Raw genomic sequence first — 26,555 nt, 5'->3', positions numbered from 1 at the left:
AAACGGTCGTATTGTTGCACGGTATTTGGATGCGTCCTTGGGTATTAGGCAGATTGGCAGGTAGATTGCGGGCGTTGGGGTATGTGGTGATTGTGCCTGCTTATGCCTCCGTGAGGCTGACACCCGCCGCTAATGCCGAGCGCTTGTACCCATTGCTGCAAACCGTGCAGACAGACACCTTGCACCTTGTTGCCCATAGTTTGGGTGGGCTGGTTGCTTTGCATTTGCTTGAAAAGCACCCTGATCTTCCACCGGGACGTTTGGTGACGTTGGGTACACCCGCTCAAGGCAGTAAGATTGCGCGTACCATTAAGCCCATACCGGTGCTGGGCAAGGTGTTTGGTAACAGTATGCTGGAAGGCTTATCTGGCAACGGTGTGCCACACCGCATCGGGCGCGAGTGGGGTGCTGTGATTGGCACGCTACCGTTCGGGCTGGGCTTTCCGTTTTTGCGGGGCGAGACCAGTGATGGTGCAGTACTAGTGAGTGAAGCACGACACCCGGCACAAACAGCACGTATTGAGCAACGGGTTTCTCATACGGGTATGTTATTTTCCCCTTTGACGTTTACCTATATCCAGCACTTTCTGCAAAGCGGGCAGTTTAGCTCGTCAATAGCGCCAGTAAACGCTGACTAACAGCTTGTGCGTCCTGCGTTTCTATACCACTGAGGTTTTCTAGCCGTGGTGCTTGGGCGTTGCGACTGTTGCCCTGTATACCTGTTAGTGCCGGTTGAGTAACCGGGTAAAGTGCTAGCCCCGGTTTGTCGAGTGCCGCTGCAATGTGCATCAGGCCGGTATCCATACCAATCACACCTAAGGACTGCTGTAATAGCGCAGCCAATTCCCTCAGGCGACTGCGTGGCAGTACCTGTACGCTCATGGGGGCGACTTGTGCGAGCCGTTCCGCGCGTTGCTGTTCTCGGGCATTGCCCCAGGGCAATAAGGTGCTGATGCCTTGTTGGGCTAGCGTTTTGATCAGGATTTCCCAGTGAGTTTCAGGCCATTCTTTATCGACGCGGCTAGTGCCGTGCAAGGCAACAATATACCGTGGTGGCAAGCTAATGGCGGGTAACGGGTAAGTGCTGTGGGCAATACCGTGGTCAAGCGGTAGGCTTTCAATACTGTAACCTAGTATGTGTGCCATCAATAGGCGGTTGCGGGTAATCGCGTGACGCTGTTTGGCGACGCTAAAACTTTGGTGGTAGCTCAGGCTGGCGAGCGGTTCACGAATGCTGTGATGGTCGTAGCCGTAGCGCTTGCCGTGCGCCTGCATGGCGATCAAAGCGCTTTTCAGCAGACCTTGGGAGTCAATGATGGCGTCGTAGCGCTCTTGTTGTAGTCGCTGACGGAATTGACTGATTTCTTGCCAAGTTGCTTTGCTGAGTAAGCGCTTACGCCAGCGCCTTAGGGCAACCGGTATAATATTTCTGATGGATGGATGCCATGCGGGAACTTCTGCGAAATTTTCTTCCACTACCCAGTCAATAATCAGGTTTTCCTGTTGGTAACAAGCATCAGTAATGGCGGGCAACATGTGCACTACGTCACCCAATGATGATGTTTTTATGATCAGAATTTTATGCACTGGCGTCATGCAGGCTCCACGTGAAACATTGTTGGTTAATCAGGTTGCAGCGAGTCATTGTTGTGGATAAGTCGGTGAGTATCATAAAAAACGTGGCATAGCGATGAACAATGCTAAGCCAATTATTTCTATTCTCTTCCTTAATGTACGATTAAAAAATAATTTTTTCTGATGGACTGATTTGTTTTTTTGACAGATGGCTGTATGAAGTCCAGTGATGCGTGTGTTTAATGCGCTGGTTCGACTATTTTTATTACATTCCAAAATGACAGGTATAAATTCCTTTTCTGTGGATAACTTCGTGGATAACTGTACATTAATTGGCTGTTTCATGGGGGCAAAGTGTAGCAGACTAAAAGGTAAATGCTGGAAAAGAAAAGCTGGATAGGGTACAAGGCGTTTTCGAGCAAATATCTGATGGGGACATGATGAAATACGACGTATTCGGTATCGGCAACGCGCTGGTGGATAAGGAATTTGAGGTAACGGAAGACTTTTTGGCAGCTAACGGCATCCAGAAAGGCATGATGACCCTGATTGATGAGGCAACCCAGCAGCAATTGCTGTCAGGTTTGAGTGCTACCTTTGGCATGAAAAAGCGTGCCAGTGGCGGTTCCGCCGCTAACAGCATCGTGGCGGTGAGCCAGTTTGGTGGCAAGACCTTCTATGCCTGCAAGGTGGCGAATGATGAAACCGGCGAATTTTACATGCATGACCTGCACGCGGCTGGTGTGAATACTAAATTGGATCAAGTGCGTTGCAGTTCTGAGGGCGTAACCGGCAAGTGCATGGTGATGGTGACGCCGGATGCGGAACGTACCATGAATACCTTTTTGGGGATTACGGCGGACTTTTCCGAAGCCGAATTGCATTTGGATGAGTTGAAGCAAGCCCAATACTTGTACATCGAAGGCTATTTGGTCACCTCGGATATTTCCCGTGCAGCAGCGTTGAAAGCGCGGCAAGTAGCGAAGGAACACGGGGTAAAAACTGCGATGACCTTCTCTGACCCGGCGATGGTGCGTTTCTTCCGCAGTGGTGTGGATGAAATGCTGGGCGACGGTGCGGATATCCTGTTCTGTAATCAGGAAGAAGTCAGTGTGTTTACTGGCAAAGACGATCTGGAAGAGGCGATTGCCGCGATCAAGCCCTATGCAGGCAAGCTGGTGATTACGCTGGGCAGCAAGGGTGCGTTGGTGGTAGACGATTCAGGCCGTACCGAAATCGCAGCACATCCGGTTAAAGCGGTGGATACCAATGGCGCGGGTGATATGTTCGCCGGTGCATTCTTGTATGGCATCACCCAGGGGATGGATAATGCACAAGCGGGTAAGCTGGCGAGTCTGGCAGCGTCGCGTATTGTGACGGTATTCGGGGCGCGGCTGGGTAAGGATGCGCACGCTGAAGTATTGGCAGCGGTTTAAAACATTGTCCTTGCCTGCACCGCATCCCGTGCAATCTGTGCCTTCAAGTCGTCAAAGGATGCAAATTTCATTTCATCACGGATGAAGGCGACAGGTTCTACACAGATATGCTGGCCGTACACCTGTTGCGCAAAGTCGAACAGGTGGGCTTCCAGCCGATTTTCTACACCGTGTACCGTGGGGCGTGCGCCGAGGTTGGCGACCCCGTGTACAGGGTTGGCTTCCAGCCCGTAGACTTTCACCGCATACACACCCTTGCGCAGTGCGATGTGTTGCGGAACCCGCATGTTCAGCGTGGGAAAACCGATGGTGCGCCCGCGCTTGTCGCCGTGGCGTACTCGCCCGGAAATGCGGTAAGGTTTACCCAGCAATTCTGTGGCAAGTGCCAGTTCCGCCGTACTTAACGCTAGCCGGATGCGGGTGCTGCTGACGCGCTCGTCTTCGTGCAGGAAAGTTGGGGTATCCACAACTTCCATCCCGGCGGCTGCGCCCATTGCTTGCAGCAAGTGGTAATCGCCGCGCCGCCCCTTGCCGAAGCGGAAATCATCACCAACCACCAGATAGCGTACTTTCAAGCCATCCAGCAGGATGTGTTGCACGAAATCTTCCGCTTCCATGCTGGCCAATTGCTGGTTGAAACGCAGGCAGGCGAAGCGCTCGACCTTCATGGCCTGTAACAGCCGCAGCTTGTCACGCAGCGCATAAATACGCGGTGGCGGGGGGCGGCGAAAAAACTCGATCGGTAACGGCTCGAAGCTGATCACGGTGGCGGGCAGATTCAAGGCCTGCGCTTTTCGCTCGACGTGTTGGATAACGGCCTGATGCCCTTTGTGTAAGCCATCGAAATTGCCGATGGTGGCAACACAACCGGGGTCATGGGCGGGAGCGGGTAAGATGCGGCGTATCAGTTTCATGTCTGGAGTTTACCCCAAACTGGGAAACTGTTGTTGCCGTAATGCCTCATACACGACTACCGCTACTGTATTCGACAGGTTGAGGCTACGGCTATCCGGCAGCATCGGCACGCGCAGTTTTAGCTCTTCCGGCAGGCTCAGCAGCAAGGCTTCCGGCAAGCCACGGGTTTCTGGGCCAAACAGCAATACATCACCCGCTTCAAAGACCGCATCGCTGTAATGGGTGCTGGCTTTGGTGCTCAGGGCGAATACCCGCTTGCCCTGTATAGCCAGGTTAAACGCGGCGAAACTCTCATGTTCTTGCACCACCGCGATGTCACGATAATCCATCCCCGCGCGGCGTACCTGCTTTTCATCCAGCGAAAAGCCTAGCGGGTGGATCAGGTGTAAACGGCAACCTGTATTGGCACACAGGCGCATGATGTTACCGGTATTCGGGGGAATTTCCGGTTGGTAAAGCGCAATATCAAACACTAAAAACAGTCTTCCCTGCCAATAAGGTACGTTTTACCGCACCGTTAAAATTCCAGCCACCGAACGGCGAATTGCGCCCGTCACTGTGCATGTGATTCAAATCCAGTTCCCACAGGGCTGAGGGGTCGAACAGCACCAGATCGGCGGGTGCGCCAACACTGAGATGCCCGGCTTCATTGTTAATGATATGCGCGGGGCTGTCGGTGACTTTGCGCAAGGCTTCCGGCAGGCTCAATACCCCGTCTTCCACCAAGCGCAAGGTCAGTGGCAACAAGGTTTCCAGCGCGGAAATCCCCGGTGCGGTCTGTTGGAATGGCGCGAGTTTGGCATCGACTTCATGCGGCTGATGGTCGGAACAAATCGCATCAATCGTGCCATCTGCCAGCCCTTCGCGCAGTGCATCGCGGTCACGGTCAGCGCGTAACGGCGGCATGACATGGCATAAAGGGTTAAAATCACTCACATCCATATCGGTCAAAAACAGTTGGTGTGCAGCGACATCGGCGGTAATGTCGAGGCCACTGGCTTTAGCCTGCCGGATCAGGCGCACACTCATGCGGGCAGACAAGCGACAGAAATGCACTTTCGCCCCGGTGTGGCTGGCAAGCGCCAAGGTTTGCGCGACCGCGACCGTTTCCGCTGCTGACGGAATCGCAGGCAAACCCAGCCGTGCCGACACTTCGCCCTCATGCATAAAGCCACCCGCCGCCAGCGCGTGTTCCACCGGGTAGATGAACACGGTCAAATCATGGGTAGCGGCGTATTCCATCGCCCGCCGCAAGGTTTGCAGGCTGTGGAAAGGCTGTTGCCCATTGCTGACCCCTACGCACCCGGCACGTTTCAGGCTCGCCATATTGCTGAGGTGCTCGCCCTGCAAGCCTTTGGTCAGATTGCCGATGATTTCGACATTGGCGTAGTGCGAACGGCGGTTGAGGTCGCAAATCAGCTTGACCTGTGCAGCATTGTCAAAGTTGGCTTTGGGTTCCGGCTGGTAACACAGCGTGGTGATGCCACTGCTGGCGGCAGCAAAGGTTTCGCTGGCGAGGGTGGCTTTGTGGTCTAGCCCCGGTTCGCGCAGGCAAGCCGCCAAATCCACCAAACCGGGGAAGACCCACAGACCTTTGGCGTCCAGCGTTTCGTCGGCAGCAAAGGCGGCAGAGGCTTCCGCCAACGCGGTAATGCGACCGTTGTCGATGAGGATAGTGCGTTGCCCATCCAGCCCGCTTGCTGGGTCGATGACCCGCGCATTGCGTATTAATAAGCTCATGCTGTTCCCCCTTGTGGCCCCATGATCATCGACATGACTGCCATGCGCACGGCAATCCCGTTGGTGACTTGTTCAAGTATCACCGATTGCGGACCATCGGCCACGCGCGAATCAATTTCCACCCCGCGATTGATGGGGCCGGGGTGCATGACAATGGCATCGGGTTTGGCGAGTTTCATGCGTTCTTCGGTGAGGCCGTAGAGTTTGAAAAATTCCCGTTCGGAAGGCAGCAGCGCGGTTTGCATCCGTTCGCGTTGCAGGCGCAGCATAATGACCACATCGACGTCGGCAATGCCTTGTTCCATGTGGTGGAACACGTTGACACCCATTTTTTCTATCCCAGCGGGGATCAGCGTTTTCGGGGCAATCACTCGCACTTCGCCGGTGGCCAGCGTGGTCAGGGCGTGGATTTGCGAACGCGCCACCCGCGAATGCAATACGTCGCCGACAATCGCCACTTTTAAAGGCTGGAAACTACCCTTTTTCTGGCGGATGGTGAACATGTCCAACATCGCTTGGGTGGGGTGGGAATGCCGCCCGTCGCCTGCATTCAGCACGCTGATGTGCGGGGCGCAGTAACGCGCAATGAAATGTGCTGCCCCGGCGTGTTCATGGCGCACCACAAACATGTCGGCGTTCATCGCTTCCAGATTGCGTACTGTATCCAGCAAGGATTCGCCTTTGGAGGCAGATGAGGTACGAATATCGAGGTTGGTGACATCCGCACCCAGCCGTTGCGCGGCAATTTCAAAGGTGACGCGGGTACGGGTGGAATTCTCGAAAAACAGGTTCATGACCGTTTTGCCGCGCAGCAGGGGGGCTTTTTTCTGCTGTTTATTCGGCAAGGTAACGAATTGTTCCGCGCGATCGAGGATCTCTTCCAGCAATAGCGGTGGCAGACCTTCGATAGTCAGAAAGTGTTTTAACTTGCCGTCTTTGGTCAATTGCATACGCGACGGTAGCGGCCCTGGGGAAAGGTGAGCGTGGAGCATGGATGCACTCGCTTTTATTTTGAACACTAAAGGTGCGAGTATCTTACAAGGTTGCGCCTGTAAAGCGAATAGCGTAGCTTAGTTTTCCTGTAACAAACGACCGACGGAAGCCTTTCATGCAAGCCATTCTCGCCAACCCACGCGGCTTTTGTGCCGGTGTTGACCGTGCCATCGAAATTGTCGACCGAGCACTAGAAATCCTCGGCGCACCCATCTACGTGCGTCACGAAGTCGTGCATAACCGCTTTGTGGTGAATAATTTGCGCGAAAAAGGTGCGATTTTCGTGCAGGAACTCGACGAAGTGCCGGACGATGCCACGGTCATTTTCAGCGCCCACGGGGTATCGCTGGCGGTGCAGGAGGAAGCCAAACGCCGTGGCCTGAAAGTATTCGATGCCACTTGCCCGCTGGTCACGAAAGTCCATATCGAAGTGATGCGTTACAGCCGCGAAGGCCGCGAAACCGTCCTCATTGGTCACAAAAATCACCCGGAAGTCGAAGGCACAATGGGTCAATACGACACGTCACACGGCGGCGCGGTCTACCGGGTCGATTCCCCGCAAGAAGTGGCGGAATTGGACGTGCGTAACCCGGAAAAGCTGGCATTCGTTACCCAGACTACCTTGTCGGTGGATGATGCCTCCATCGTGATTGATGCCTTGCGCAGCCGCTTCCCCGCCATCATCGGCCCGAAAAAAGACGACATTTGCTACGCCACCCAGAACCGTCAGGATGCGCTGAAAAAGCTTGCCGATGAAAGCGATATGATCCTCGTGGTGGGTTCGCCCAACAGTTCCAACTCCAACCGTTTGCGCGAAATTGCCGAAAAGCGCGGCACACCCGCTTACCTGATCGACGGCGCGGAAGACATCCGTGACGAATGGCTGGTCGGCAAGCAAAGCATTGGCGTGACCGCAGGCGCATCCGCCCCGGAAGTGCTGGTGGAAGGCGTGATTGCCCACCTGCAAGCGCACGGTGCGAATGTGCGGGTGCAGGATTCGGGTATCACTGAAAATGTCTCGTTTGTGCTGCCGAAAGCCTTACGGCGGGATTAATTAATCCCCATTGCCACCCGCTTTCAGCTTCCAAATCTCGCGGTTGTACTCTTCCATCGTGCGGTCGGTGGAGAAGAACCCGCTGCTGGCGGTATTGAGGATGCTCATGCGTGTCCAGTGTTCCTGATCCTGCCAAGCCACGGCTACATGTTCTTGCGCATTCACGTAGCTGCGGAAGTCAGCAAGGGTCATCCACGGGTCGTTCTGGCTCATCAGCGCATCCAGCACCATGTCGAAAATGCCCGGTTCGCTCATGCTGAAATGCCCGCTGCGGATCAGTTCCAGCACGCCGCGCAAGTCTTCATCCTGCTCGACGTAATGCCACGGGCGGTAGCAATGGCGTAACTCATCCACATCATTGGCGCGTAAGCCGAACAGGAAGAAGTTTTCCTGCCCCACCGCATCCATGATTTCGATGTTTGCACCGTCATACGTGCCGATGGTGAGCGCCCCGTTCATCATGAACTTCATATTGCCCGTGCCGGACGCTTCTTTGCCTGCGGTGGAAATCTGTTCTGACAGGTCGGCTGCCGGGGCGATGACTTCCATGCTGGAAACGCGGTAGTTGGGTATGAACGCAACTTTCAGCCTGCCGTTCACTTCCGGGTCGCTATTGATCACTTCCGCCACGCTGTTGATCATCTTGATAATGCGTTTTGCCATCACGTAACCGGGGGCGGCCTTGCCACCAATCAGCACGCAACGGTTTGCCCAGTTCTCCAGCTTGCCGAGCTTGATGCGGCGGTACAGGTGGACAACGTGCAGCAGGTTGAGCAACTGGCGCTTGTATTCGTGGATGCGTTTGACCTGTACATCGAACAGCGCGGTGGGGTTGAAATCGACCCCGCATTCCTGTTTTACCAAGGCTGCCAAGCGCTGTTTATTGGCGAGTTTGACTTCGCGCCAGCGGGCATGGAAGTCGATTTGCGCCGGGTTGGCCAATGGTTTAAGTTTTGCCAGTTGGTCAAGGTTGCGTATCCAGTCGTTGCCGATGTGTTCGCTGATCAGTGCGGTCATGCCGGGGTTTGCATGGGCAACCCAGCGCCGAGGGGTAACACCGTTGGTTTTGTTGTTGAACTTGTGCGGCCAGAGTTGGTAGAAGTCGTGGAACAGGCCATCAACCAGCAATTGCGAATGCAAAGCCGCCACGCCGTTGACTGAGAAGCTGCCGACAATGGCGAGCCACGCCATACGCACTTGTTGTACCGCGCCTTCTTCAATGATCGACATACGGCGCTGACGCTCAGTGTCGCCCGGCCATTTCATGGCGACTTGGCGCAGGAAGCGTGCATTGATTTCGTAGATGATTTCCAGCAAACGCGGCAGCAGTTTGGCGAACAAATGTACCGCCCAGCGTTCCAGTGCTTCCGGCAACAGGGTGTGGTTGGTGTATGCCATGCAGTTGGCGGTAATGCTCCAAGCCTCATCCCAGTTCAAGCCTTTGTCATCCATCAGGATGCGCATCAGCTCCGCCACCGCGATGGTCGGGTGGGTGTCATTCATCTGGAACACATGTTCGGCAGCAAATTTGCTGTAGTCGCTATTGCCCTGACGTTCCCACAAGCGGATGGCGTCTTTCAAGCTGGCGGATGCGAGGAAATATTGCTGGCGTAAGCGCAATTCCTTGCCGTTTTCGCTGCTGTCATTGGGGTAGAGCACCATCGAAATGTGTTCGGCGTGGTTCTTGGCTTCCACCGCTTCGGTGTAACTGCCTGCGTTGAATTCGTCGAGGTTGAATTCGTCGGTGGCGGTGGCTTTCCACAAGCGTAAGGTATTGACAGTATTGTTTTTATAGCCTGAAATCGGCATATCGAACGGTATGGCCAGCACGTCATTGGTGCCAACCCAACGTACTCGCTGATTGCCGCTGTGATCGAGGAAATGTTCGGTGTAACCGCCAAACTGGACGCGCTGGCTGTATTCGGCACGTTCCACTTCCCAGGGGTTATCGTCGCGCAGCCAATGGTCAGGGTCTTCGATCTGGTAGCCGTTTTCAATGTGCTGGCGGAACATGCCGTATTCGTAACGGATGCCATAACCCACCACCGGCAAGCGCAAGGTGGCGCAACTGTCCATGAAACACGCGGCCAATCGCCCCAAGCCGCCGTTGCCCAGACCCGCATCCGGTTCTTGAGAGGCAACCTCTTCCATATTGGTGCAATAGTTCAGCAAGGCAGTTTTGGTCGGTTCACAAATATCGAGGTTCAGCAGGTTGTTGCTGAGGGAACGCCCGATCAAAAATTCCAGCGACATGTAGTAGGCGCGGCGTTTGCCCGGTTGCAGGTAATCGCCCCAAGTCGCACGCCAATCCACCATCAAACGGTCGCGCAAGGTGTACGCCAGTGCCTGATACAAATAGACCGGCTTGCAACCCTGAAAACGCCCCAAGTGGTAGGACAGGTAGCGCTGGAAATCTTCACCGAGTGCCTCTGCATCATTCGACAGCGGATCTAGCGGTACGGGTACATAAGGAATGTGGTGAGAAAAATGCTCTGTCACGGTGTTGCTCCTTTGTTGTATAGCGCCAGATACTCTGCCGCACTGTTATCCCATCCGAATGCATGATTCATGCCGGTTGTTTGTATTTGTTGCCACAAGCGTGGTTGGTAAAAACAATCCAGCGCCCGCAGGATCGTGCCTTTCAAAACACTGGTGATCGGTTCGTGGAACACGAAACCGTCGGCAATACCCCGTTCCAGATTGGCTTGGGAAGCATCCACGACCGTATCCGCCAACCCGCCGGTATGCAGCACGATGGGGGGCGTGCCGTAGCGCAAGCTGTACATCTGATTCAAACCGCACGGTTCAAAGCGCGACGGCATCAGGAACATATCTGCCCCGGCTTCCAGCAAATGCGCCAATTGTTCGTCATAGCCGATGAACACAAACACCCGCTCGGGGTGCAGCGTTGCCAGTTCCCGCAGGCGTTGTTCAAAATGGCTGTGCCCTGCGCCGATCAGCACGAAACGCGCATCGGTGGTCGCCAGCAAATCGGGAATGGCGTTGATGATCAGATCCACACCTTTCTGTTCCACCAAGCGGCTGACCATGCCCAGTAACGGGAATGGCAGGTGGGTATCAGGATTTTCCACCCCAAAACGTTGCAGCAAGGCCAGCTTGTTACGGCTTTTGCCGGGCTGAATCTGTTCGGCGGAATAATGCGCGGGCAAGTGGCTATCGGTGGCAGGGTTCCATACCTCAGTATCAATGCCGTTAAGGATGCCGTGCAGTTTGTAGCGCCGTGATTGCAGCAAGCCATCCATGCCGTAACCAAACGCCGGGGTGCAAATTTCGCGGGCATAGGTAGGGCTGACCGTCGTCACTGCATCCGAATACACAATGCCTGCTTTCAGCATCGAAAAGCCGCCGTAAAATTCCGCGCCTTCTGCCGACCACCAATAGCTGGGCAGTTTCAGGCTGACGAAATCCGCCTGCGAAAAATGCCCGCCGTAAGCCATGTTGTGGATGGTGAAAATCCGTTGCGGGCACTGTTGCAAGCCATCCAGAAACGCGGGAACCAGCCCGGTTTGCCAGTCATGCGCGTGCACCACCTCCGGCTTCCAGCCAATATCCAGCGCATCCCGCGCCAGTTCGGTGGCGGCTCGCGCAAACACGGTGAAACGCTCGGCATTGTCCGCCCAATCGTAGCCATTCGGCTGCAAATACGGGTTGCCGGGGCGGTCAAACAGCGCCGGGCAATCCACAATCCACAGCGGGAACGGGTAGTCGGGGTGGTGGCTTTGCAGAATGCGCACGGTGTGCATTTGCCCTGCGCCTTGCAGTTCCAGCCAGCCGAGGATGCGCACGCTACTTAACTTGCGTAACAACTCACGGTAGCCCGGCAGCAAGAGCCGCACATCCACATCCGCACCATGCAGGGCAACGGGCAGGCTGTAGGCGACATCGCCCAAGCCCCCGGTTTTGACCAGTGGATAGACTTCACTGGCAACAAACAGTAGTTTCATCAGCACGCTTGTAAGAACAGCGCCGCGAGTGGCGGCAGGGTTACTTCGACCGAATGCTCAAACCCCATCCACGGATGGGCTTGCACCGGAATCATGCCTGCATTGCCGCAATTGCTCCCGCCGTAGTATTCCGAATCGGTATTCAGCACTTCGCGGTAGTGATCGGCAGCAGGAACCCCAATACGGTAGGCGTAACGGGGTACAGGGGTAAAGTTTAGCAATATAACCAGCTTATCGGTGGGGTTTTCCCCGTGACGAATCAAGCTCAGCACCGACTGATCAGAATCGTGGCAATCAATCCACTGGAAACCGCGCCCATCAAAGTCGTAATGGTGTAACGCGGCTTGTTCCCGATACAGGTGGTTCAAGTCACGCAGCAAATGGCGGATGCTGTCATGTGCCGGGAAGTTGCACAGTGCCCAGTCCAGTTCCTTTTTCACGTTCCATTCTGCCCACTGCCCGAATTCACTGCCCATGAACAGCAGCTTTTTGCCGGGGTGTGCGTAATGCCACGCATAAAACAGCCGCAGGTTGGCGAAGGCTTGCCAGTAATCCCCCGGCATTTTATCCAGCATACTGTGCTTTAAATGCACCACTTCGTCGTGGGACAGCGGCAGTACGAAGTTTTCCGAGTAGGAATACACTTGGCTGAAGGTCAGCAGGTTGTGGTGGTATTTGCGGTGTACCGGGTTCTGCTCGATGTAGGACAGGTTGTCGTTCATCCAGCCCATGTTCCATTTCATGCTGAAACCCAAACCACCGATTTCCACCGGGCGCGATACCGCAGGCCATGCGGTGGACTCTTCCGCAATCGTCAGTATGCCGGGGAAATAGCCATGCACCACGGTATTCATTTCACGCAGGAAGGCAATCGCCTCGATATTCTCGCGCCCGCCGTACTGGTTGGGCAGCCATTCCCCGGCATTGCGTGAGTAATCCAGATACAGCATCGAGGCCACCGCATCCACCCGCAGGCCGTCGATGTGGAATTCATCCATCCAGAACAGCGCGTTGGAAATCAGGAAGTTTTTCACCTCATTGCGCCCGAAATCGAAAATCAGCGTGCCCCAGTCCTGATGTTCGCCCCGGCGTGGGTCAGCGTGTTCGTAGAGCGGTTCGCCGGTAAATTTCGCCAGCGCAAAATCATCTTTGGGGAAATGCGCCGGAACCCAGTCCAGCAACACGCCCAGCCCCGCTACGTGGCAAGCATCCACGAAGGCACGGAAATCATCCGGTGTGCCGTAACGCGCGGTGGGGGCGTAATAGCCGGACACCTGATAACCCCATGATTCATCCAGCGGGTGTTCCGCCACTGGCATTAGCTCGATGTGGGTGTAGTTCAAGTCGGTCACGTAGGGGATCAGCGTAGCGGTTAATTCTGCCCACGAATAAAAGCGCCCGTCGGGGTGCTTACGCCAGGAACCGGGGTGTAATTCGTAAACGCTGAGTGGCTTATGTTGCCAGTCGAAGGTTTCGCGAGCGGTAATCCACTCGCCATCTTGCCAGCCGTAAGGCGTGGCAACAGGTACGCAGGACGTGGTTTCCGGGCGCATGAACATTTGCTGTGCATACGGGTCGGTTTTCACCACAATCGCATCGTGACGGTTAAGGATTTCATACTTGTAAGCTGTGCCTGCTGCCAGACCGGGGATGAAGATTTCCCAGATGCCAGAATCGCCGCGTACCCGCATGGGGTGACGTCGCCCATCCCACGCATTGAAATCGCCGATCACGCTGACACGCTTGACCGCTGGTGCCCACACCGCAAACAGTGAGCCGGTCACGCCATCCACTTCGGTGAAACGTGCACCCAGCACTTTCCAGGCGTGGTGATGGCGACCTTGCCCGAGGAGATGCAGGTCAAGGTCGCCTATTTGTGGCGTAAACGTATAGGGACAGACGGCATCGTGCCAGTTACCTGCTTGTTTGTCCTGCCAGCTTAGGGCGGGATGCGAGGCGAAGGGGGTAGTCGAAGGGGGAAACCTCGCTTCAAAACAATCAGTACCTTCCAGGCGTGCCATGAGACCATGCCCGACGATTTCAACCGCTTCAGCGGCAGGCATGAAACTACGCAGCACCCAGTGGCCATCCGGTAGCGGATGCCATCCCAGCCAATCAAACGGGTCGTGATGTGTGCCTTGTTGTATCCGACGCAAGTTCTCGTTCATTTCGCTGGTGTCCCTGTAGTGTTTCATGCAATTGTGATGCCAGAGTTTTTGGTATGTCTGACCAGTCGACACGCCACGCCCAATTACCCTCCACTGTGCCGGGGGTATTCATGCGGGCTTCGCTGCCTAAGTGCAGTAAATCCTGCAAGGGGATGATCGCGAGCAAGGCGCGGCTGCCGAGGATGGTATTCAGCATCGCATCTGTCACCTGTGAGGTGTCGTGAATGCCCAGCACTTGCATGACGTGCTGCTGCATTCCCGAGTCCAGACTGGTGAACCAGCCTTGCAAGGTGTCGTTGTCGTGTGTACCCGTATAATACACGGTATTGTCGCGGACATTTTGCGGCTTGTGCGGGTTATCTTCAAAGTGGTCAAAACCAAATTGTAATACGCTCATACCCGGCAAGCCGTATTTGTCACGCAGCGCGGTCACATCCGGGGTAATCACGCCCAAATCTTCAGCAACCAGTGGGATATTGCCCATGGCGGCTTGAATGCTGGCGAGCATCGCGTCCCCGGCAACGTCTTGCCAGTAACCGTTGATGGCGGTTGGCTCACTGACCGGAATCATCCAGCTTGCTGCCAGCCCCCGGAAATGGTCAAGCCGTACCAGATCGAAAAATTCAAAGTGATAGGCCAGCCGTTGTCGCCACCACTCGAAGTTTTCGGCCTGCATGTGTTCCCAGTTATAGTGCGGATTGCCCCAACGCTGCCCCGTTTCGGAGAAATAGTCGGGGGGAACGCCGGTCACAAACGTCGGCGTGCCGGTGTCATCCAGCAGGAAACGTGCGGGGTGCGCCCACACATCGGCACTGTCGTAAGCCACAAAGATGGGCATGTCACCGAACAGGTACACGCCGTGTTCCCGCGCATAGCTGCGTAATGCCTGCCACTGCCGCCAGCAGTCGTATTGCTCGTGGATGATGGCAGCGATGTCTTCGGCGTGTTCACCGCGTGCCGCAAATAGGGTCTGCGGGGTGCGGCTGCGGAAGGCTTCTGGCCATGCGCTCCATTCCTGCCCGTTGAATTGCTGCTTAAGCACCATGAACAGGGCGTAGTCTTCGACCCAGTGCTTCTGGTTTTCGTACCAGTGCTCATACTCCCCCCTTTGCAAAAGGGGGGCTGGGGGGGATTTTTCCTCAAACAATCCCGGATTCACGGCAAAGGCGGAGGCGCATTGGTAGGGTGATAACCCTGCCAGCGGTACACCCAGCGGCAACATTTGCCAGACCTTGAAGCCTGCTGTTGCGAGCCAGTCGACCCAGCGGTAAGCATCTGCGTCCAGTTTGCCGGAGGGCAATGAGGTAGGGTGCAGCAGGATACCTGCCGCGCGTCCAATCGTTTGTAAATTGCCCATCAGGTATTCCTACGCATTGTGCCAGCGTTTTCAGCTATTGCCCCGCCGTGGGACATGGGTTTATCCAGATAATCCGGCGCTGCTACTGCCAGCATTTCGTAAAGTTTGCGCAATTGTTGCCGGAACAGGCGTTCAAAGTCGCGCACACTGTCCGCCGGGTTGTAATCGCCGAACCACCAGAACCAGTCGGAACCTTCACAGATCCCCAGTTGGCGGCTGGCGAGTTCCTGCTGCTGTTTGTCCAAGGTGCCTGCTGCCATCACCGCATCGAAAGCGACTTTGGCGGCGGCGAGATAATCCCAGCCCCGGTTCTTGTCGACTGAACCGATCCACGTGGAGAATGAGCCATACACCCAACTTCCCGCACAAATGGCAGGCAGGGGGCGCGTCGGCAAGTGGCTGGCCTCAGCAAACGTGACCATTTTAATCTGGTCGGAACTGCTGAGGGCGGCGTACAGGGCATCGAGGAAATACGTACCGTTTTTCGGGTAATATTCCCATGCATTTTCGCCATCCAGAATGATCGACACCACTTGTTTTGAGGCATTCTGGTTGAGGAATACCGCAATGTTTTCCAGATGTTGCACAAAATCGGCCACTGCATCGCGGGCGTGCCAGTCGCTGTATTTGAAGCCAATCAGGTCAGACAAGCCGTCATCGCGGAAGAACAGGCGCACATTGCTGTCGGGTTGCTGATACGGCATGAACAGGCTGCGTTTACTGTGCTCGTCTGCGCCATCATAAGCGGACAGGCGGCAACTGTTACGCCACACACCTTCACCGGAAGCCGTCCAGCGGATACCGATTTCATCCAGCAATTGCACGGCGTCATCGCTGATCCCGCCTTCCGAGAGCCATACGCCCTGTGGTTTCAGGCCGAAATAGTGCTCGAACACCGCAATGCCCCGTTCCAGATGCCAACGCGACCGCGCTACCCCGCCGGGGTATTCGCTGGCCTGCGGCACCGGTGCTTCCGGCAAGGAACAGTGCAGGTTCTGGAAATCGTTCAGCAACGGCACAATCGGGTGCATGTAAGGCGTCATCGACAGTTCCACCTGCCCGCGCTCCGCCAGTTTGCGGTAGCGCGGGATCAGGCTGCCCAGACAATCACGCATCACACCCAGCAAGTCGCGCCGGTCAGCGAGGCTGAATTCGCTGCCCTGCTGTAACAGGCGCTGAATGATCGGCAAATCCTGCAACGATTGCCCTATCCATGCCAAGTGATACCACGTCAGCAAATCCAGAAAGTACTGGTCGCTCAAATACGCCAGCGAACAACGGAAATGTTGGCTGCCCACCCCTGAGTCATCGGTTGCGCCAATCATTTTGAACAGGCGCTGAAACGGTGCGTGCGGGTGGATCATGGTCGGCGCATGGCATCGCTGGCACTCGGCAATCAAGTCTGCCCGTCCCGCCGTGTCGGTGGGGACGGGAATTACCCCTGCCAGCAAGTTCAGCAATTTGTCCTGCATGGCAGTGCCCTTGCTCAAAAAGGCACTTAACTGCTGGGCGTAATCGTCAATTTGCTCCAGTAAAACCGGGGCAAAGTTGACCACAGTACGCATCCGGGTATTTTTTTCCAGATGCGCCGCCATGTCGCTGTAATCCTTGATGCCATGCAAGTAAACCCACGGCAGGCGGTATTCACCGTCTAACCCATTGCGATACCACGGCTGATGCATGTGCCAGCAGAGAACAACATTTAACTGGCCATTCGCCATAACATATCCCTATCGCCTGTGCGTAATTTCTGCCCCATCATCTCCGCAGTGACCAGTACAATGCCTTCGGGCGTGACGTGGAAGCGTTTGCGGTCGAGTTCGAGGTCTTCCCCAATAATCGTACCGTCGGGGATCACCGTGCCTTTGTCGATAATGGCCTTGGTGATCCGGCAGTTCTTGCCAATGCTGACCTTGGGTAAGATCACGCTGTCCTTGATGGAGGAATAACTTTCAATGGTGGTGGCAAAAAACACCAGCGAGCGTTTTACCCGCGCCCCGGACAGGATGCACCCGGCTGAAATCAGCGAGTCAATCGCTTCACCCCGGCGACCGTCATCGTCGAAGACAAATTTGGCAGGCGGGTATTGCGGCTGGTACGTCCAAATCGCCCAATCACGATTATACAAATTCAGTTCAGGGTCGACCGCGCACAGTTCCATATTGGCTTGCCAGTAGGAATGCACCGTGCCCACATCGCGCCAGTAGCCCGGTTCGCCTTTATCGGTGCGGAACGGGAAAGCCATCGCGGTGGAGGTGTGGATGTTGGAAGGAATAATATCCCGCCCGAAATCCCGCGAGGAATGCACTTTCGCCGCATCTTCGTACAACACCTTGTAGAGGAAGTCGCGCGAGAAAATGTAAATGCCCATCGACGCCAGCGCCATGCCCGGTTTGTCAGCAATCTCTTCCGGGTGTGCAGGCTTCTCGGTAAATTTGGTAATGCGCAAGTTTTCGTCGACTGACATTACCCCAAAGCCTTTGGCCTCTTCCACCGGCACTTCAATGCAACCGACGGTGAAATCGGCTTTGGAGTTGACGTGGTGCAACAACATCTTGGAATAATCCATGGTGTAGATGTGGTCGCCACCCAGCACCAGCACGTATTCCGGGTCATGGCGTTGCACGATGTCGATGTTCTGGAACAAGGCGTCTGCCGTGCCCTGATACCATTCTTTTTTGCTGGTACGCTGCTGCGCGGGGAGGATTTCAACAAACTCACCGATTTCAGCCCGCATGAAACCCCAAGCGCGTTGCAAGTGGCGGATCATGGAATGCGATTTGTACTGGGTCAGCACCCCGACGCGGCGGATGCCGGAGTTCACACAGTTCGACAGGGCGAAGTCGATAATGCGGTATTTGCCGCCAAACGGCACGGCAGGTTTTGCCCGCCATTGGGTCAGGTCTTTAAGGCGCGAACCTTCGCCACCTGCCAGCACCAAGGCCAGGGTTTTACGGGTGTATTCGGTGACCATTTTAGGCTCGGTGTAGTAGCGGTACAGTTTCGCCTGTTGATCTTTGTCCAGTGTCATGGTGTGTCGTCCTTAATGGTGCGGCGCTTTGCCACTCTGCATCGCTGCATGGCGGCGCTGGCGATAGTGGTTGATCAGGCCATTGGTGGAAGCATCGTGGCTGGTGACGGCTTCGGTGGTATTCAGTTCGGGTTGGATGCGTTTGGCGAGTTGCTTGCCGAGTTCCACGCCCCATTGGTCGAAGGAGTTCAGGTTCCAGATAATGCCTTGCACGAAAATCTTGTGTTCGTAGAGGGCAATTAGCATTCCCAGACTGTGCGGGGTGAGCGCATCCAGTAACAGGGCGTTGCTGGGGTGGTTGCCTGCAAAGACTTTGGGGGCATGGGGTTCGCTGACGCCACCGCTGATGGTTTCCTCAAGGGAGCGCCCGTGCATTAAGGCTTCGGTTTGCGCCAGAAAGTTGGCCATGAGGATGTCATGCTGCTCGTGCAAGCCGTTGGGCTGGGTCGCTGAAATGATGAAATCCGCCGGAATCAAGCGTGTTCCCTGATGGATCAACTGGTAAAAAGCGTGTTGCCCGTTAATGCCACTCGTGCCCCAGATGATTGGGCCGGTTTCGTAATCCACGTTGTGCCCGTCGCGGTCGACAGATTTACCGTTGCTTTCCATGTCAGCCTGTTGCAGGTACAGCGGCAAGCTGCGCAAGTAATGGTCGTAAGGCAAGATTGCCTGCGTGGCTGCCCCAAAGAAATTGCTGTACCAAACGCCTAACAGCGCCATGATGACCGGCATATTGCGCTCAAATGGTGCATCTCGGAAGTGCGTGTCCATCTCGTGTGCGCCACCCAGCAAGCGGCGGAAGTTGTCTGCACCGACCGCCAGCACGATGGAAAGCCCAATGGCTGACCACAGCGAATAGCGCCCGCCTACCCAGTCCCAGAAACCGAACATATTGTCCGGGTCAATCCCGAAGTCGGTGACGGCTTCACGGTTGGTGGAAACGGCGACGAAATGCTTGGCGATATGCGCGGCATCCCCCGCGTGTTGCAGGAACCAGTCACGCGCATAGGCGGCATTGGTCATGGTTTCCTGCGTGGTAAAGGTTTTCGAGGCGACGATGAACAGGGTGGTTTCGGGGTCGAGGGTTTCCAGTTTTTCCTTGATGTGCGCACCATCAACGTTGGAGACATAATGCATCTCCAGCCGTGAATGCCGGTAGGTTTTGAGCGCCTGATACACCATGTGCGGGCCAAGGTCGGAACCGCCGATGCCAATGTTCACCACATCCACAATGGCTTTGCCAGTATAGCCTGTCCACGCGCCGCTGCGTACCCGCTCGGCGAATGCGCTCATCTGGGCGATGACCGCGTTGACATCGGGCATGACATCTTCGCCATCCACCCTCACGGGTGTATTGCTTTGGTTACGCAAGGCGGTGTGCAGCACGGCACGCTGTTCGGTATTGTTGATTTTGTCGCCTTGGAACATGCGGTCGCGCCAGCCTGCCACATCGGCGACTTCCGCCAGTTGTGTCAGCAATTGCAGGGTTTCAGCGGTGATACGGTTTTTGGAATAGTCGAGCAAGATATCGCCGACTTGCAGGGAAAAGTGCTCGAAGCGTTCGGGGTCAGCCGCGAACAGTTCACGCATGTGGACGGTGCGCAGTGTTTGGTAATGGTGTTGTAAGGCTTGATTGACGGTGTGGTGCATTGGTGGCTTCTGCATGATCTCTCCTTGTTCGGGTGGCCGGCAGAATCTTGTTTATGCAAATTATATGCCGGAAAATTGCTGCACCGCATTGATCTGGCGCATGTTTGTTGTTGTAAAACCTAAAAGATTTTCCGCGAAACCAACCGAACACGCAATTAAATTTTATTCATGCCAAGGGATTATTCATCAGCAGCCACTGGTGCCTGTTTTAACTTTACAAGAACGAATACGCCCAGTCAGTGCTGAAATAACTATCTTGTAACGGGGGGTGGTATTCAGGGCAAAGTCAAGTTCTAGTTCAGCAGCACCTTCTGTGCCAATGGTTAATGTTCCAGCATTCGCGACATTGCCGTTGGGTTTGTAGCTAATGATGTTTGGGTTGCTGCTATTGCTGGTGATGGTTATGCCATTGAAGTCGGGTGTGGTATCCAGCAGGATTTCTTCTCTCGCATTGGTGTTGCCGGGGCCGTAATTGCAGCCGGTTGAATCCAGTTGGTTATTACCATTGCAGTCTACAAACACGATCCAGCCGTTTTCAAAACCGCCAGATGTGGCACATTCCGGTTCCGAGTCTGCATCTGTACCATCATCAGCTCGCACACACATCGTGACATTGTAAGTACGCTTGACAGATTCAGCCCGCACATAGTTGAGGGTCGAGACTAATTGATTATTAAGGGAAGTTAGGCGGTTGTTTTCAATCATTTCACGTAGTGATGGCATCGCCATGCTGGCTAGTATCGCTACTATGGCGATAGTAACGAGAAGCTCTATCATGGTCATGCCACTTTGCGAGTACTTGCTCATGAGGTATTCCCTTAGTTGTTTTATTATTGCGGGGATTTAGGGAAAGGCGTCCATGCCATGCACATACTTCCTTGTGTGGCGGAGTATACCGAATCCACCCAGTCAGCACGGGATGAGAGTGATGAACGGCTTTACAGAACAGATTAACCGTACTACTTGCGCCAGAATGCAGGTGTCAACACAACCAGCATGGTGAATAGCTCCAAGCGCCCCATTAGCATTGCCAGGCATAGCCACCATTTTGAGAAATCATCCAAGCTCGCAAAGTTACCCGCGACATTACCCAAGCCGGGGCCGAGGTTGTTTAGCGAGGCAGCTACGGCGGAAAAAGCGGTGATCTGATCATGTCCACGCGCCATCAGTACCAACATAAAGCCCACAAATACGGCAATGTAGACTGAGAAAAATCCCCAAACCGCCTGTACTACATTTTCAGGTAATGGGTGGCGGTTGATTTTGATGCGTATGCGGGCATTAGGGTGAATTAATCGCTTCACCTCACGCATACCCTGCTTCACCAATAACAGGAAACGGATAACCTTCATACCGCCAGCGGTAGAGCCTGCGCACCCGCCAATGAAACTGGCGAACAATAACAAAACAGGTAAAAAGCCCGGCCACTCACTGTAGCCTGTGGTGGTGAAGCCTGTGGTTGTCGCGATGGAAACCACATGAAACAAGGAATGCCGTAACGCCTGCGATAATTCAGCATGGGTTTCGGTATAAAACAGGTAGACCGTGCTGACCAATGCTAACCCGCCAATCATACTGGCATACGCCCTGAACTCTGAATCGCGTAGATAACCCCGGATACTGACACTGCGCCATGCCATGAAGTGCAAGCCAAAATTGACGCCGCCCAACAACATGAACACGATGGCGATGGATTCCAATACCGTGCTATCAAAATGCGCCATGCTGGAATCATGGGTTGAAAAACCACCAATCGCAACCGTGCTGAAACTGTGGGAAACTGCATCGAACCAATCCATGCCCCCTATCCGAAAAGCGATGGCACATAGCACGGTGAGCGCGAGGTAGATATACCATAACAACTTGGCGGTTTCGGTAATGCGCGGGGTTAACTTCGTATCTTTCATGGGGCCTGGTGTTTCGGCACGGTAAAGCTGCATCCCACCTACACCCAGAATCGGCAAGATAGCCACGGCTAACACGATAATCCCCATACCGCCCAACCACTGCAATTCCTGTCGGTAAAACAACACGGAACGGGGTAAGCCATCCAACCCGACAATGACCGTTGCCCCGGTGGTTGTCAGGCCGGAAATGGATTCAAACACCGCATCTGTGACTGAAATGTCGACAGCATCCGAGAAGATAAACGGGAGTGAACCTGAAACGCCCAGCACCACCCAGAACAGCACCACAATCAGGAAACCATCCCGCGAGCGCAATTCACCCCGTTGTCGGTACACGGGGAACCATAGTAATAACCCGCCGAGCAATAACAACGCCAGGCTTTCCCAGAATGGCATGATATCGGGGTCACCCATTGCCCAGCCCACTAAAATAGGCGGTAACATGGTCAAGCTGAATACCATCAGTAATAAACCCAGTACCCGTTGTATGACTCTAAACTGCACTAAACCTCTTAATTACTCTCAGCGACGCCAGAAGGCAGGCGTTAACAATACTAGCACAGTAAATAGTTCTAGCCGTCCCATGAGCATCGCCAGTGATAGCCACCATTTAGAAAAATCATTCAACCCCGCAAAATTGGACGCCACATCACCTAGCCCAACGCCCATATTATTCAGCGTGGCAGCTACTGCGGAAAAAGCGGTGACCTGATTTTCTCCCGCTGCGATCAAACCGAGCATGAAAACCGTAAATACCGCGATATACATGGCAAAAAATCCCCATATGGACTTCACGACTTGCTCAGATACCGGTTCCCCGTTGATCTTGATGTGAAGGTGAGCTGCCGGGTGCGGCAAGAGTGTGACTTCGCGTATGCCTTGTTTCATCAACAACAGGAAGCGAATAACCTTGATCCCCCCACCTGTCGAACCCGCACAGCCCCCCACAAAGCTGGAAAAAATCAGCAAAACAGGCAACAGGTTAGGCCAAACCGAATGATCGGTGACGATCAAACCTGTCGAGGTCATCACCGATGTCACATGGAATAAAGCGTAGCGGAAAGCCTGCTCAGGATCGGTGAGAGTATGAAAGCCCATCAATAAAGCAAAGGCTGTCAGGGTCAGTAACACAATCACACTGATATAGGCACGGAATTCTGAGTCCCGCCAATAAAGCCCTAGTTCACGCTGGTTCCACACCACAAAATGCAGGCTGAAATTCATGCCTGCCAGTAACATGAAAAAAATGGTGATGTAATCAATCAGCCCATTGTCGAAATACGCCATGCTGGAGTCATGGGTAGAAAACCCGCCGGTCGATAGCACGGAAAACGCATGGCAAACCGCATCAAACCAGTTCATGCCAGCAACCCGATAGGCGAATACACACAGCAGTGTCAGCGCCAGATACACGTACCACAATAGCTTGGCGGTTTCGGTAATGCGCGGCGTCAGCTTGGCATCCTTGATCGGGCCTGGTGTTTCGGCTCGATAAAGCTGCATTCCCCCAACGCCTAGCATAGGCAGGATGGCAACGGCCAGCACGATAATCCCCATGCCCCCCAGCCAGTGCAGTTCCATGCGATAAAAGTTCAGAGAACGTGGCAAGCTGTCGATACCGACCAGAACCGTTGCACCCGTTGTAGTAAACCCCGATACGGTTTCAAAAAAAGCATCGGCGGCGCTCATGTTTAACTCGTCTGCTAGCAGAAAGGGCGTCATGCCTACGGCACTGAGCATTGTCCAAAACAACACTGCAATCAGGAAGCCATCGCGCAGGCGCAGGTCACGCCGTTCCCGGTGTACGGGTAGCCACAGCACAAACCCTACGGCAAGGGTCAGCAAAAAACCTTCCCAAAAGGGTGTCAATTCTGGGTCACCCATCATCCAGCCGACCAGAATCGGGGGGAGCATGGTCAAACTGAACACCATGATCAGTAGACCTAAAATACGCTGAATGACTTTGTATTGCATAAGCCTGTCGCGTCAGAAGTAGTGAAGACCCACCTGGAACAGTTTTTCCACGGCAGGCACGTAGCGTTTGTCGGTCACGAGCATAATGATATGGTCATCTGCTTGCACGACAATATTATGAGCTGCCATGAGGATAGTTTCCCCGCGTATGAGTGCGCCAATGGTTGTGCTAGGAGGAAGCTTGATTTCATCTAAGCGTCTTCCCACCACACGGGAGGTTTTGTAATCGCCGTGAGCAACTACTTCGATGGCTTCGGCAGACCCCCGACGCAGTGCGTGTACGGCCACAATGTCGCCCCGGCGGATGTGGGTTAGTAAAGCACCAATGGTGATTTGCTGCGGGGAAATGGCAAGGTCGATGCTGCTTTCCACCAGATCAATGTAGCTGGGGCGATTAATCAGGCACATGACCCGTCTTGCCCCTAAACGTTTGGCGAGCATGGAGGAGAGGATATTGGCTTCGTCATCATTGGTGATGGCGACAAATACATCGGTGTTTTCGATGTTTTCTTCGATCAGCAAGTTTTCGTCGGCGGCATCGCCTTCCAGCACGATGGTTTTGTCGAGGCGCTCGGCTAGTTTGGCGGCGCGGTCATTGTTTTTTTCAATGATTTTGACCTGATAACGTGAGGCTTCCAGTAAGCGTGCTAGCCGGTTGCCGATATTGCCGCCACCCGCCAGCATGATGCGCTTGTAAGGCTTATCCAGTTTGCGCAACTCACTGATAATGGAGCGGATATGTTTGGGACTGGCGATGAATAGGATTTCATCGTTGACTTCGACAATGGTGTCTTCGCTGGCCTTGATGGGCTTGCCTTTGCGGAAAATGGCGGCGACGCGTGCTTCCACGCCGGGCATGTGTTCGCGCATGGCTTTCAAGGGATGACCAATGAGTGGGCCATCATGCAATGCCTTGACCCCAACTATCTGTACCTTGCCATCGGCGAAGTTGATGATTTGTAAAGCACCAGGGTGGGAAATTAGACGAAAAATGTGTTCCGTGACCAGTTGTTCCGGGCTGATCAATACGTCAATCGGCACGGATTCGGGGGTAAAAAGCTCTGGGTGATCCAAGTAGTGTGAAGAGCGGATACGGGCAATCTTGGTCGGAGTATGGTAAAGGGTATGCGCAATCTGGCAAGCCACCATATTGATTTCGTCGCTGTTGGTGACGGCAATCAGCATGTCGGCGTCTTCTATCCCGGCGCGTTCTAGCACGCGCGGGTAAGAGGCTTGGCCGATTTCTACTCGCACATCCAGCTTTTCGCGTATGTCTCGCAACGCCGTGGCATTGGTATCGACGATGGTGACATCGTTGTCTTCATTTGCCAGTGAGGCGGCAACGGAATGGCCAACTTGCCCCGCGCCAAGGATCAGGATTTTCATAACGTGGGTTTAGCGTCCGTATTTTTTGGGGTCAACGTTGAGGGAACGCATTTTGCGGTACAAATGGGTGCGCTCCATTTTTACCTGATCCGCGAGCTTGCTGACATTACCATCCGCCTGTTTGAGCTGGTAAATCAGGTAGTCGTGTTCAAACTGTTCGCGTGCTTGACGTAGTGGTAGGTCGAACAGACTTTCGGGGATTTGCCCGATTTCCTGCGAAAATAGTGGAATACGTGCACCGACGGCTTCTTCTGTCTCATCCAGTGAGACTTCTGTTTCGGTACCGAGGATTAGCAAGCGCTGTACCAGATTGCGCAATTCGCGGATATTGCCGGGCCAAGTGTGGTTGCGTAGGAAGTTTTGCGCCGCCAATGAAATATGCCGGTACGGTAGGCCTTCTTGCGCGGTGAGCATGTCGACGTAATGGTTGAGCAGTTCAGGGACATCTTCTGGGTGTTCGTGCAGGGGGGGGATCATCACCGGTACGATATTGAGCAAGTAATACAGTTCTTCGTTGAACTTGCCGCCTTTGACATCATCCTGCAAATCGTGGGAAGAGGACACCATCAGGGTAATATCCATGTCAATCCAGTCATTGCCACCGATACGCATGTAACGGTTTTCCTTGAGGGCGTTCAGCAGGCGGCTTTGGGCGTCATGATCCAGCTCAAAAATTTCTGCTAGAAATAATACCCCGCCATTGGCTTCGTCAAGCAGGCCATACTGAATTTTACCAAGGTCTTCACGCCCAAATAGCACGCTATTGAGGGAGGCGTGGCCGGTACTTTTACTGGTGGATAGGGCAGCACGTACAAACGGGCGCTGCTTACGGCTGCTGAGTGCATGAATATGACGGGCAAAGGTTTCCTTGCCAACGCCCGGTTCGCCGTACAGCAACACCCGGGTGTCATGCTGGGCAATGCGTTTGGCTTGTTCTCGCAGCCGTTGCATCGTTTGGCTGCTGCCTACGGGTTCTAGCGAATTGCTGATTTGTTTGCGTAAACCCCGATTTTCCTTTTCCAGTTGGCTGGCGCGAAGGGCATTGCTGATGGTCAAGAGCATTTTGGCCATCGAGAGTGGTTTTTCGATGAAATCTTGAGCGCCTAGCTTGGTGGCTTCAACCGCTGTTTCAATCGTGCCGTGACCGGACATCATGATCACCGGGCAGCACAGTGTGTCGTTTTCACGCCATTCCTTGAGCAGGGAAATGCCGTCTTGCCCGGGCATCCAGATGTCAAGGAGTACCAAGTCGGGTTTGCGGCTGCGGTGCAGTTCTTTGGCTTTGGCGGCATTTTCGGCAGTCACGACCCGATAGCCTTCGTCTTCGAGAATTTCACTGACAAGTTGGCGGATGTCCGGCTCGTCGTCTACGACCATGATGTATTGTGCTGTCATCTTCCCTGC

Annotated in this window: 20 protein-coding genes; 3 read left to right on the top strand and 17 right to left on the bottom strand. The window is 54.4% G+C overall.

From position 1 onward, the window contains the following. Positions 1-11: 11 nt before the first annotated feature. Positions 12-638 carry a lipase family alpha/beta hydrolase gene (locus tag Q394_RS0108965; protein WP_028488998.1) on the top strand — a complete coding sequence of 209 codons (627 nt, stop codon included), beginning with the start codon at positions 12-14 and terminating at the stop codon, positions 636-638. On the opposite strand, the gene waaC is transcribed toward Q394_RS0108965, so the two are convergent. Further along, positions 604-1,596, bottom strand: a complete 993-nt coding sequence (waaC, locus tag Q394_RS0108960; RefSeq protein WP_028488997.1) for a lipopolysaccharide heptosyltransferase I — start codon at positions 1,594-1,596, stop codon at positions 604-606. The two genes, Q394_RS0108965 and waaC, sit on opposite strands and share 35 nt — an antisense overlap. Positions 1,597-2,012: 416 nt before the next feature. Here waaC and Q394_RS0108955 point away from each other — a divergent pair, with 416 nt between their 5' ends. Continuing rightward, positions 2,013-3,011: an adenosine kinase gene (locus Q394_RS0108955; RefSeq protein ID WP_028488996.1), complete on the top strand. Its 999-nt coding sequence runs from the start codon at positions 2,013-2,015 to the stop codon at positions 3,009-3,011. Here Q394_RS0108955 and ribF read toward each other — a convergent pair. Genes ribF through Q394_RS0108935 form a run of 4 tightly spaced genes read right to left on the bottom strand, consistent with a single transcriptional unit; the run spans position 3,008 to position 6,658 of the window. Next, positions 3,008-3,925: a bifunctional riboflavin kinase/FAD synthetase gene (gene ribF, locus Q394_RS0108950; RefSeq protein ID WP_028488995.1), complete on the bottom strand. Its 918-nt coding sequence runs from the start codon at positions 3,923-3,925 to the stop codon at positions 3,008-3,010. The two genes, Q394_RS0108955 and ribF, sit on opposite strands and share 4 nt — an antisense overlap. 9 nt (positions 3,926-3,934) lie before the next feature. Next, positions 3,935-4,399 carry a tRNA (cytidine(34)-2'-O)-methyltransferase gene (locus Q394_RS0108945; RefSeq protein ID WP_028488994.1) on the bottom strand — a complete coding sequence of 155 codons (465 nt, stop codon included), beginning with the start codon at positions 4,397-4,399 and terminating at the stop codon, positions 3,935-3,937. Next, a complete protein-coding gene (locus Q394_RS0108940) occupies positions 4,392-5,666 on the bottom strand; it encodes a dihydroorotase (RefSeq protein WP_028488993.1) in 1,275 nt (424 codons plus the stop codon). Before Q394_RS0108940 ends, Q394_RS0108945 begins: the two co-directional genes overlap by 8 nt. Further along, a complete protein-coding gene (locus Q394_RS0108935; RefSeq protein ID WP_051543164.1) occupies positions 5,663-6,658 on the bottom strand; it encodes an aspartate carbamoyltransferase catalytic subunit in 996 nt (331 codons plus the stop codon). Before Q394_RS0108935 ends, Q394_RS0108940 begins: the two co-directional genes overlap by 4 nt. Positions 6,659-6,774: 116 nt before the next feature. Here Q394_RS0108935 and ispH point away from each other — a divergent pair, with 116 nt between their 5' ends. Further along, positions 6,775-7,713 carry a 4-hydroxy-3-methylbut-2-enyl diphosphate reductase gene (gene ispH, locus Q394_RS0108930; RefSeq protein WP_028488991.1) on the top strand — a complete coding sequence of 313 codons (939 nt, stop codon included), beginning with the start codon at positions 6,775-6,777 and terminating at the stop codon, positions 7,711-7,713. Here the strand turns inward: ispH and Q394_RS0108925 are convergent, their stop codons facing one another. From Q394_RS0108925 to Q394_RS0108870, 12 genes are all read right to left on the bottom strand, one after another. Beyond that, on the bottom strand, positions 7,714-10,212 hold the full coding sequence (locus Q394_RS0108925; protein ID WP_028488990.1) for a glycogen/starch/alpha-glucan phosphorylase: 2,499 nt from the start codon (positions 10,210-10,212) through the stop codon (positions 7,714-7,716). After that, positions 10,209-11,678, bottom strand: a complete 1,470-nt coding sequence (gene glgA, locus Q394_RS0108920; RefSeq protein ID WP_028488989.1) for a glycogen synthase GlgA — start codon at positions 11,676-11,678, stop codon at positions 10,209-10,211. The genes Q394_RS0108925 and glgA overlap by 4 nt, the downstream gene beginning before the upstream one ends. After that, positions 11,678-13,873, bottom strand: a complete 2,196-nt coding sequence (gene glgB, locus Q394_RS0108915; protein ID WP_245606758.1) for a 1,4-alpha-glucan branching protein GlgB — start codon at positions 13,871-13,873, stop codon at positions 11,678-11,680. The genes glgA and glgB overlap by 1 nt, the downstream gene beginning before the upstream one ends. Then, positions 13,794-15,203, bottom strand: coding sequence for a 4-alpha-glucanotransferase (malQ, locus tag Q394_RS0108910; RefSeq protein WP_028488987.1), 1,410 nt, complete (start codon positions 15,201-15,203; stop codon positions 13,794-13,796). Before malQ ends, glgB begins: the two co-directional genes overlap by 80 nt. Next, positions 15,203-16,924, bottom strand: a complete 1,722-nt coding sequence (locus tag Q394_RS0108905; RefSeq protein WP_028488986.1) for a glycoside hydrolase family 57 protein — start codon at positions 16,922-16,924, stop codon at positions 15,203-15,205. The genes malQ and Q394_RS0108905 overlap by 1 nt, the downstream gene beginning before the upstream one ends. Further along, complete coding sequence (glgC, locus tag Q394_RS0108900) at positions 16,906-18,234, bottom strand: glucose-1-phosphate adenylyltransferase (RefSeq protein WP_028488985.1); 1,329 nt, start codon at positions 18,232-18,234, stop codon at positions 16,906-16,908. The genes Q394_RS0108905 and glgC overlap by 19 nt, the downstream gene beginning before the upstream one ends. 12 nt (positions 18,235-18,246) lie before the next feature. Beyond that, positions 18,247-19,899 (bottom strand): glucose-6-phosphate isomerase, encoded by a 1,653-nt coding sequence (pgi, locus tag Q394_RS19645; RefSeq protein ID WP_051543163.1) that lies wholly within the window; start codon positions 19,897-19,899, stop codon positions 18,247-18,249. A gap of 171 nt (positions 19,900-20,070) precedes the next feature. Then, positions 20,071-20,691, bottom strand: a complete 621-nt coding sequence (locus Q394_RS21420) for a GspH/FimT family pseudopilin (protein WP_051543158.1) — start codon at positions 20,689-20,691, stop codon at positions 20,071-20,073. Between the two features lie 152 nt (positions 20,692-20,843). Next, on the bottom strand, positions 20,844-22,295 hold the full coding sequence (locus Q394_RS0108885) for a TrkH family potassium uptake protein (protein WP_028488984.1): 1,452 nt from the start codon (positions 22,293-22,295) through the stop codon (positions 20,844-20,846). 18 nt (positions 22,296-22,313) lie between these two features. Continuing rightward, entirely contained in the window at positions 22,314-23,765 is a 1,452-nt protein-coding gene (locus Q394_RS0108880; RefSeq protein ID WP_028488983.1) for a TrkH family potassium uptake protein, read from the bottom strand. Positions 23,766-23,777: 12 nt separating this feature from the next. Continuing rightward, positions 23,778-25,151, bottom strand: a complete 1,374-nt coding sequence (trkA, locus tag Q394_RS0108875; protein WP_028488982.1) for a Trk system potassium transporter TrkA — start codon at positions 25,149-25,151, stop codon at positions 23,778-23,780. A 9-nt stretch (positions 25,152-25,160) separates the two neighbouring features. Next, entirely contained in the window at positions 25,161-26,546 is a 1,386-nt protein-coding gene (locus Q394_RS0108870) for a sigma-54-dependent transcriptional regulator (RefSeq protein ID WP_028488981.1), read from the bottom strand. Between the last annotated feature and the right edge of the window lie 9 nt (positions 26,547-26,555).

Source organism: Thiothrix lacustris DSM 21227 (genome assembly GCF_000621325.1).
GTDB lineage: Bacteria > Pseudomonadota > Gammaproteobacteria > Thiotrichales > Thiotrichaceae > Thiothrix > Thiothrix lacustris.
Note: the sequence above shows the minus strand (reverse complement) of the source record. Positions and strands in the feature narration are given on the sequence as shown.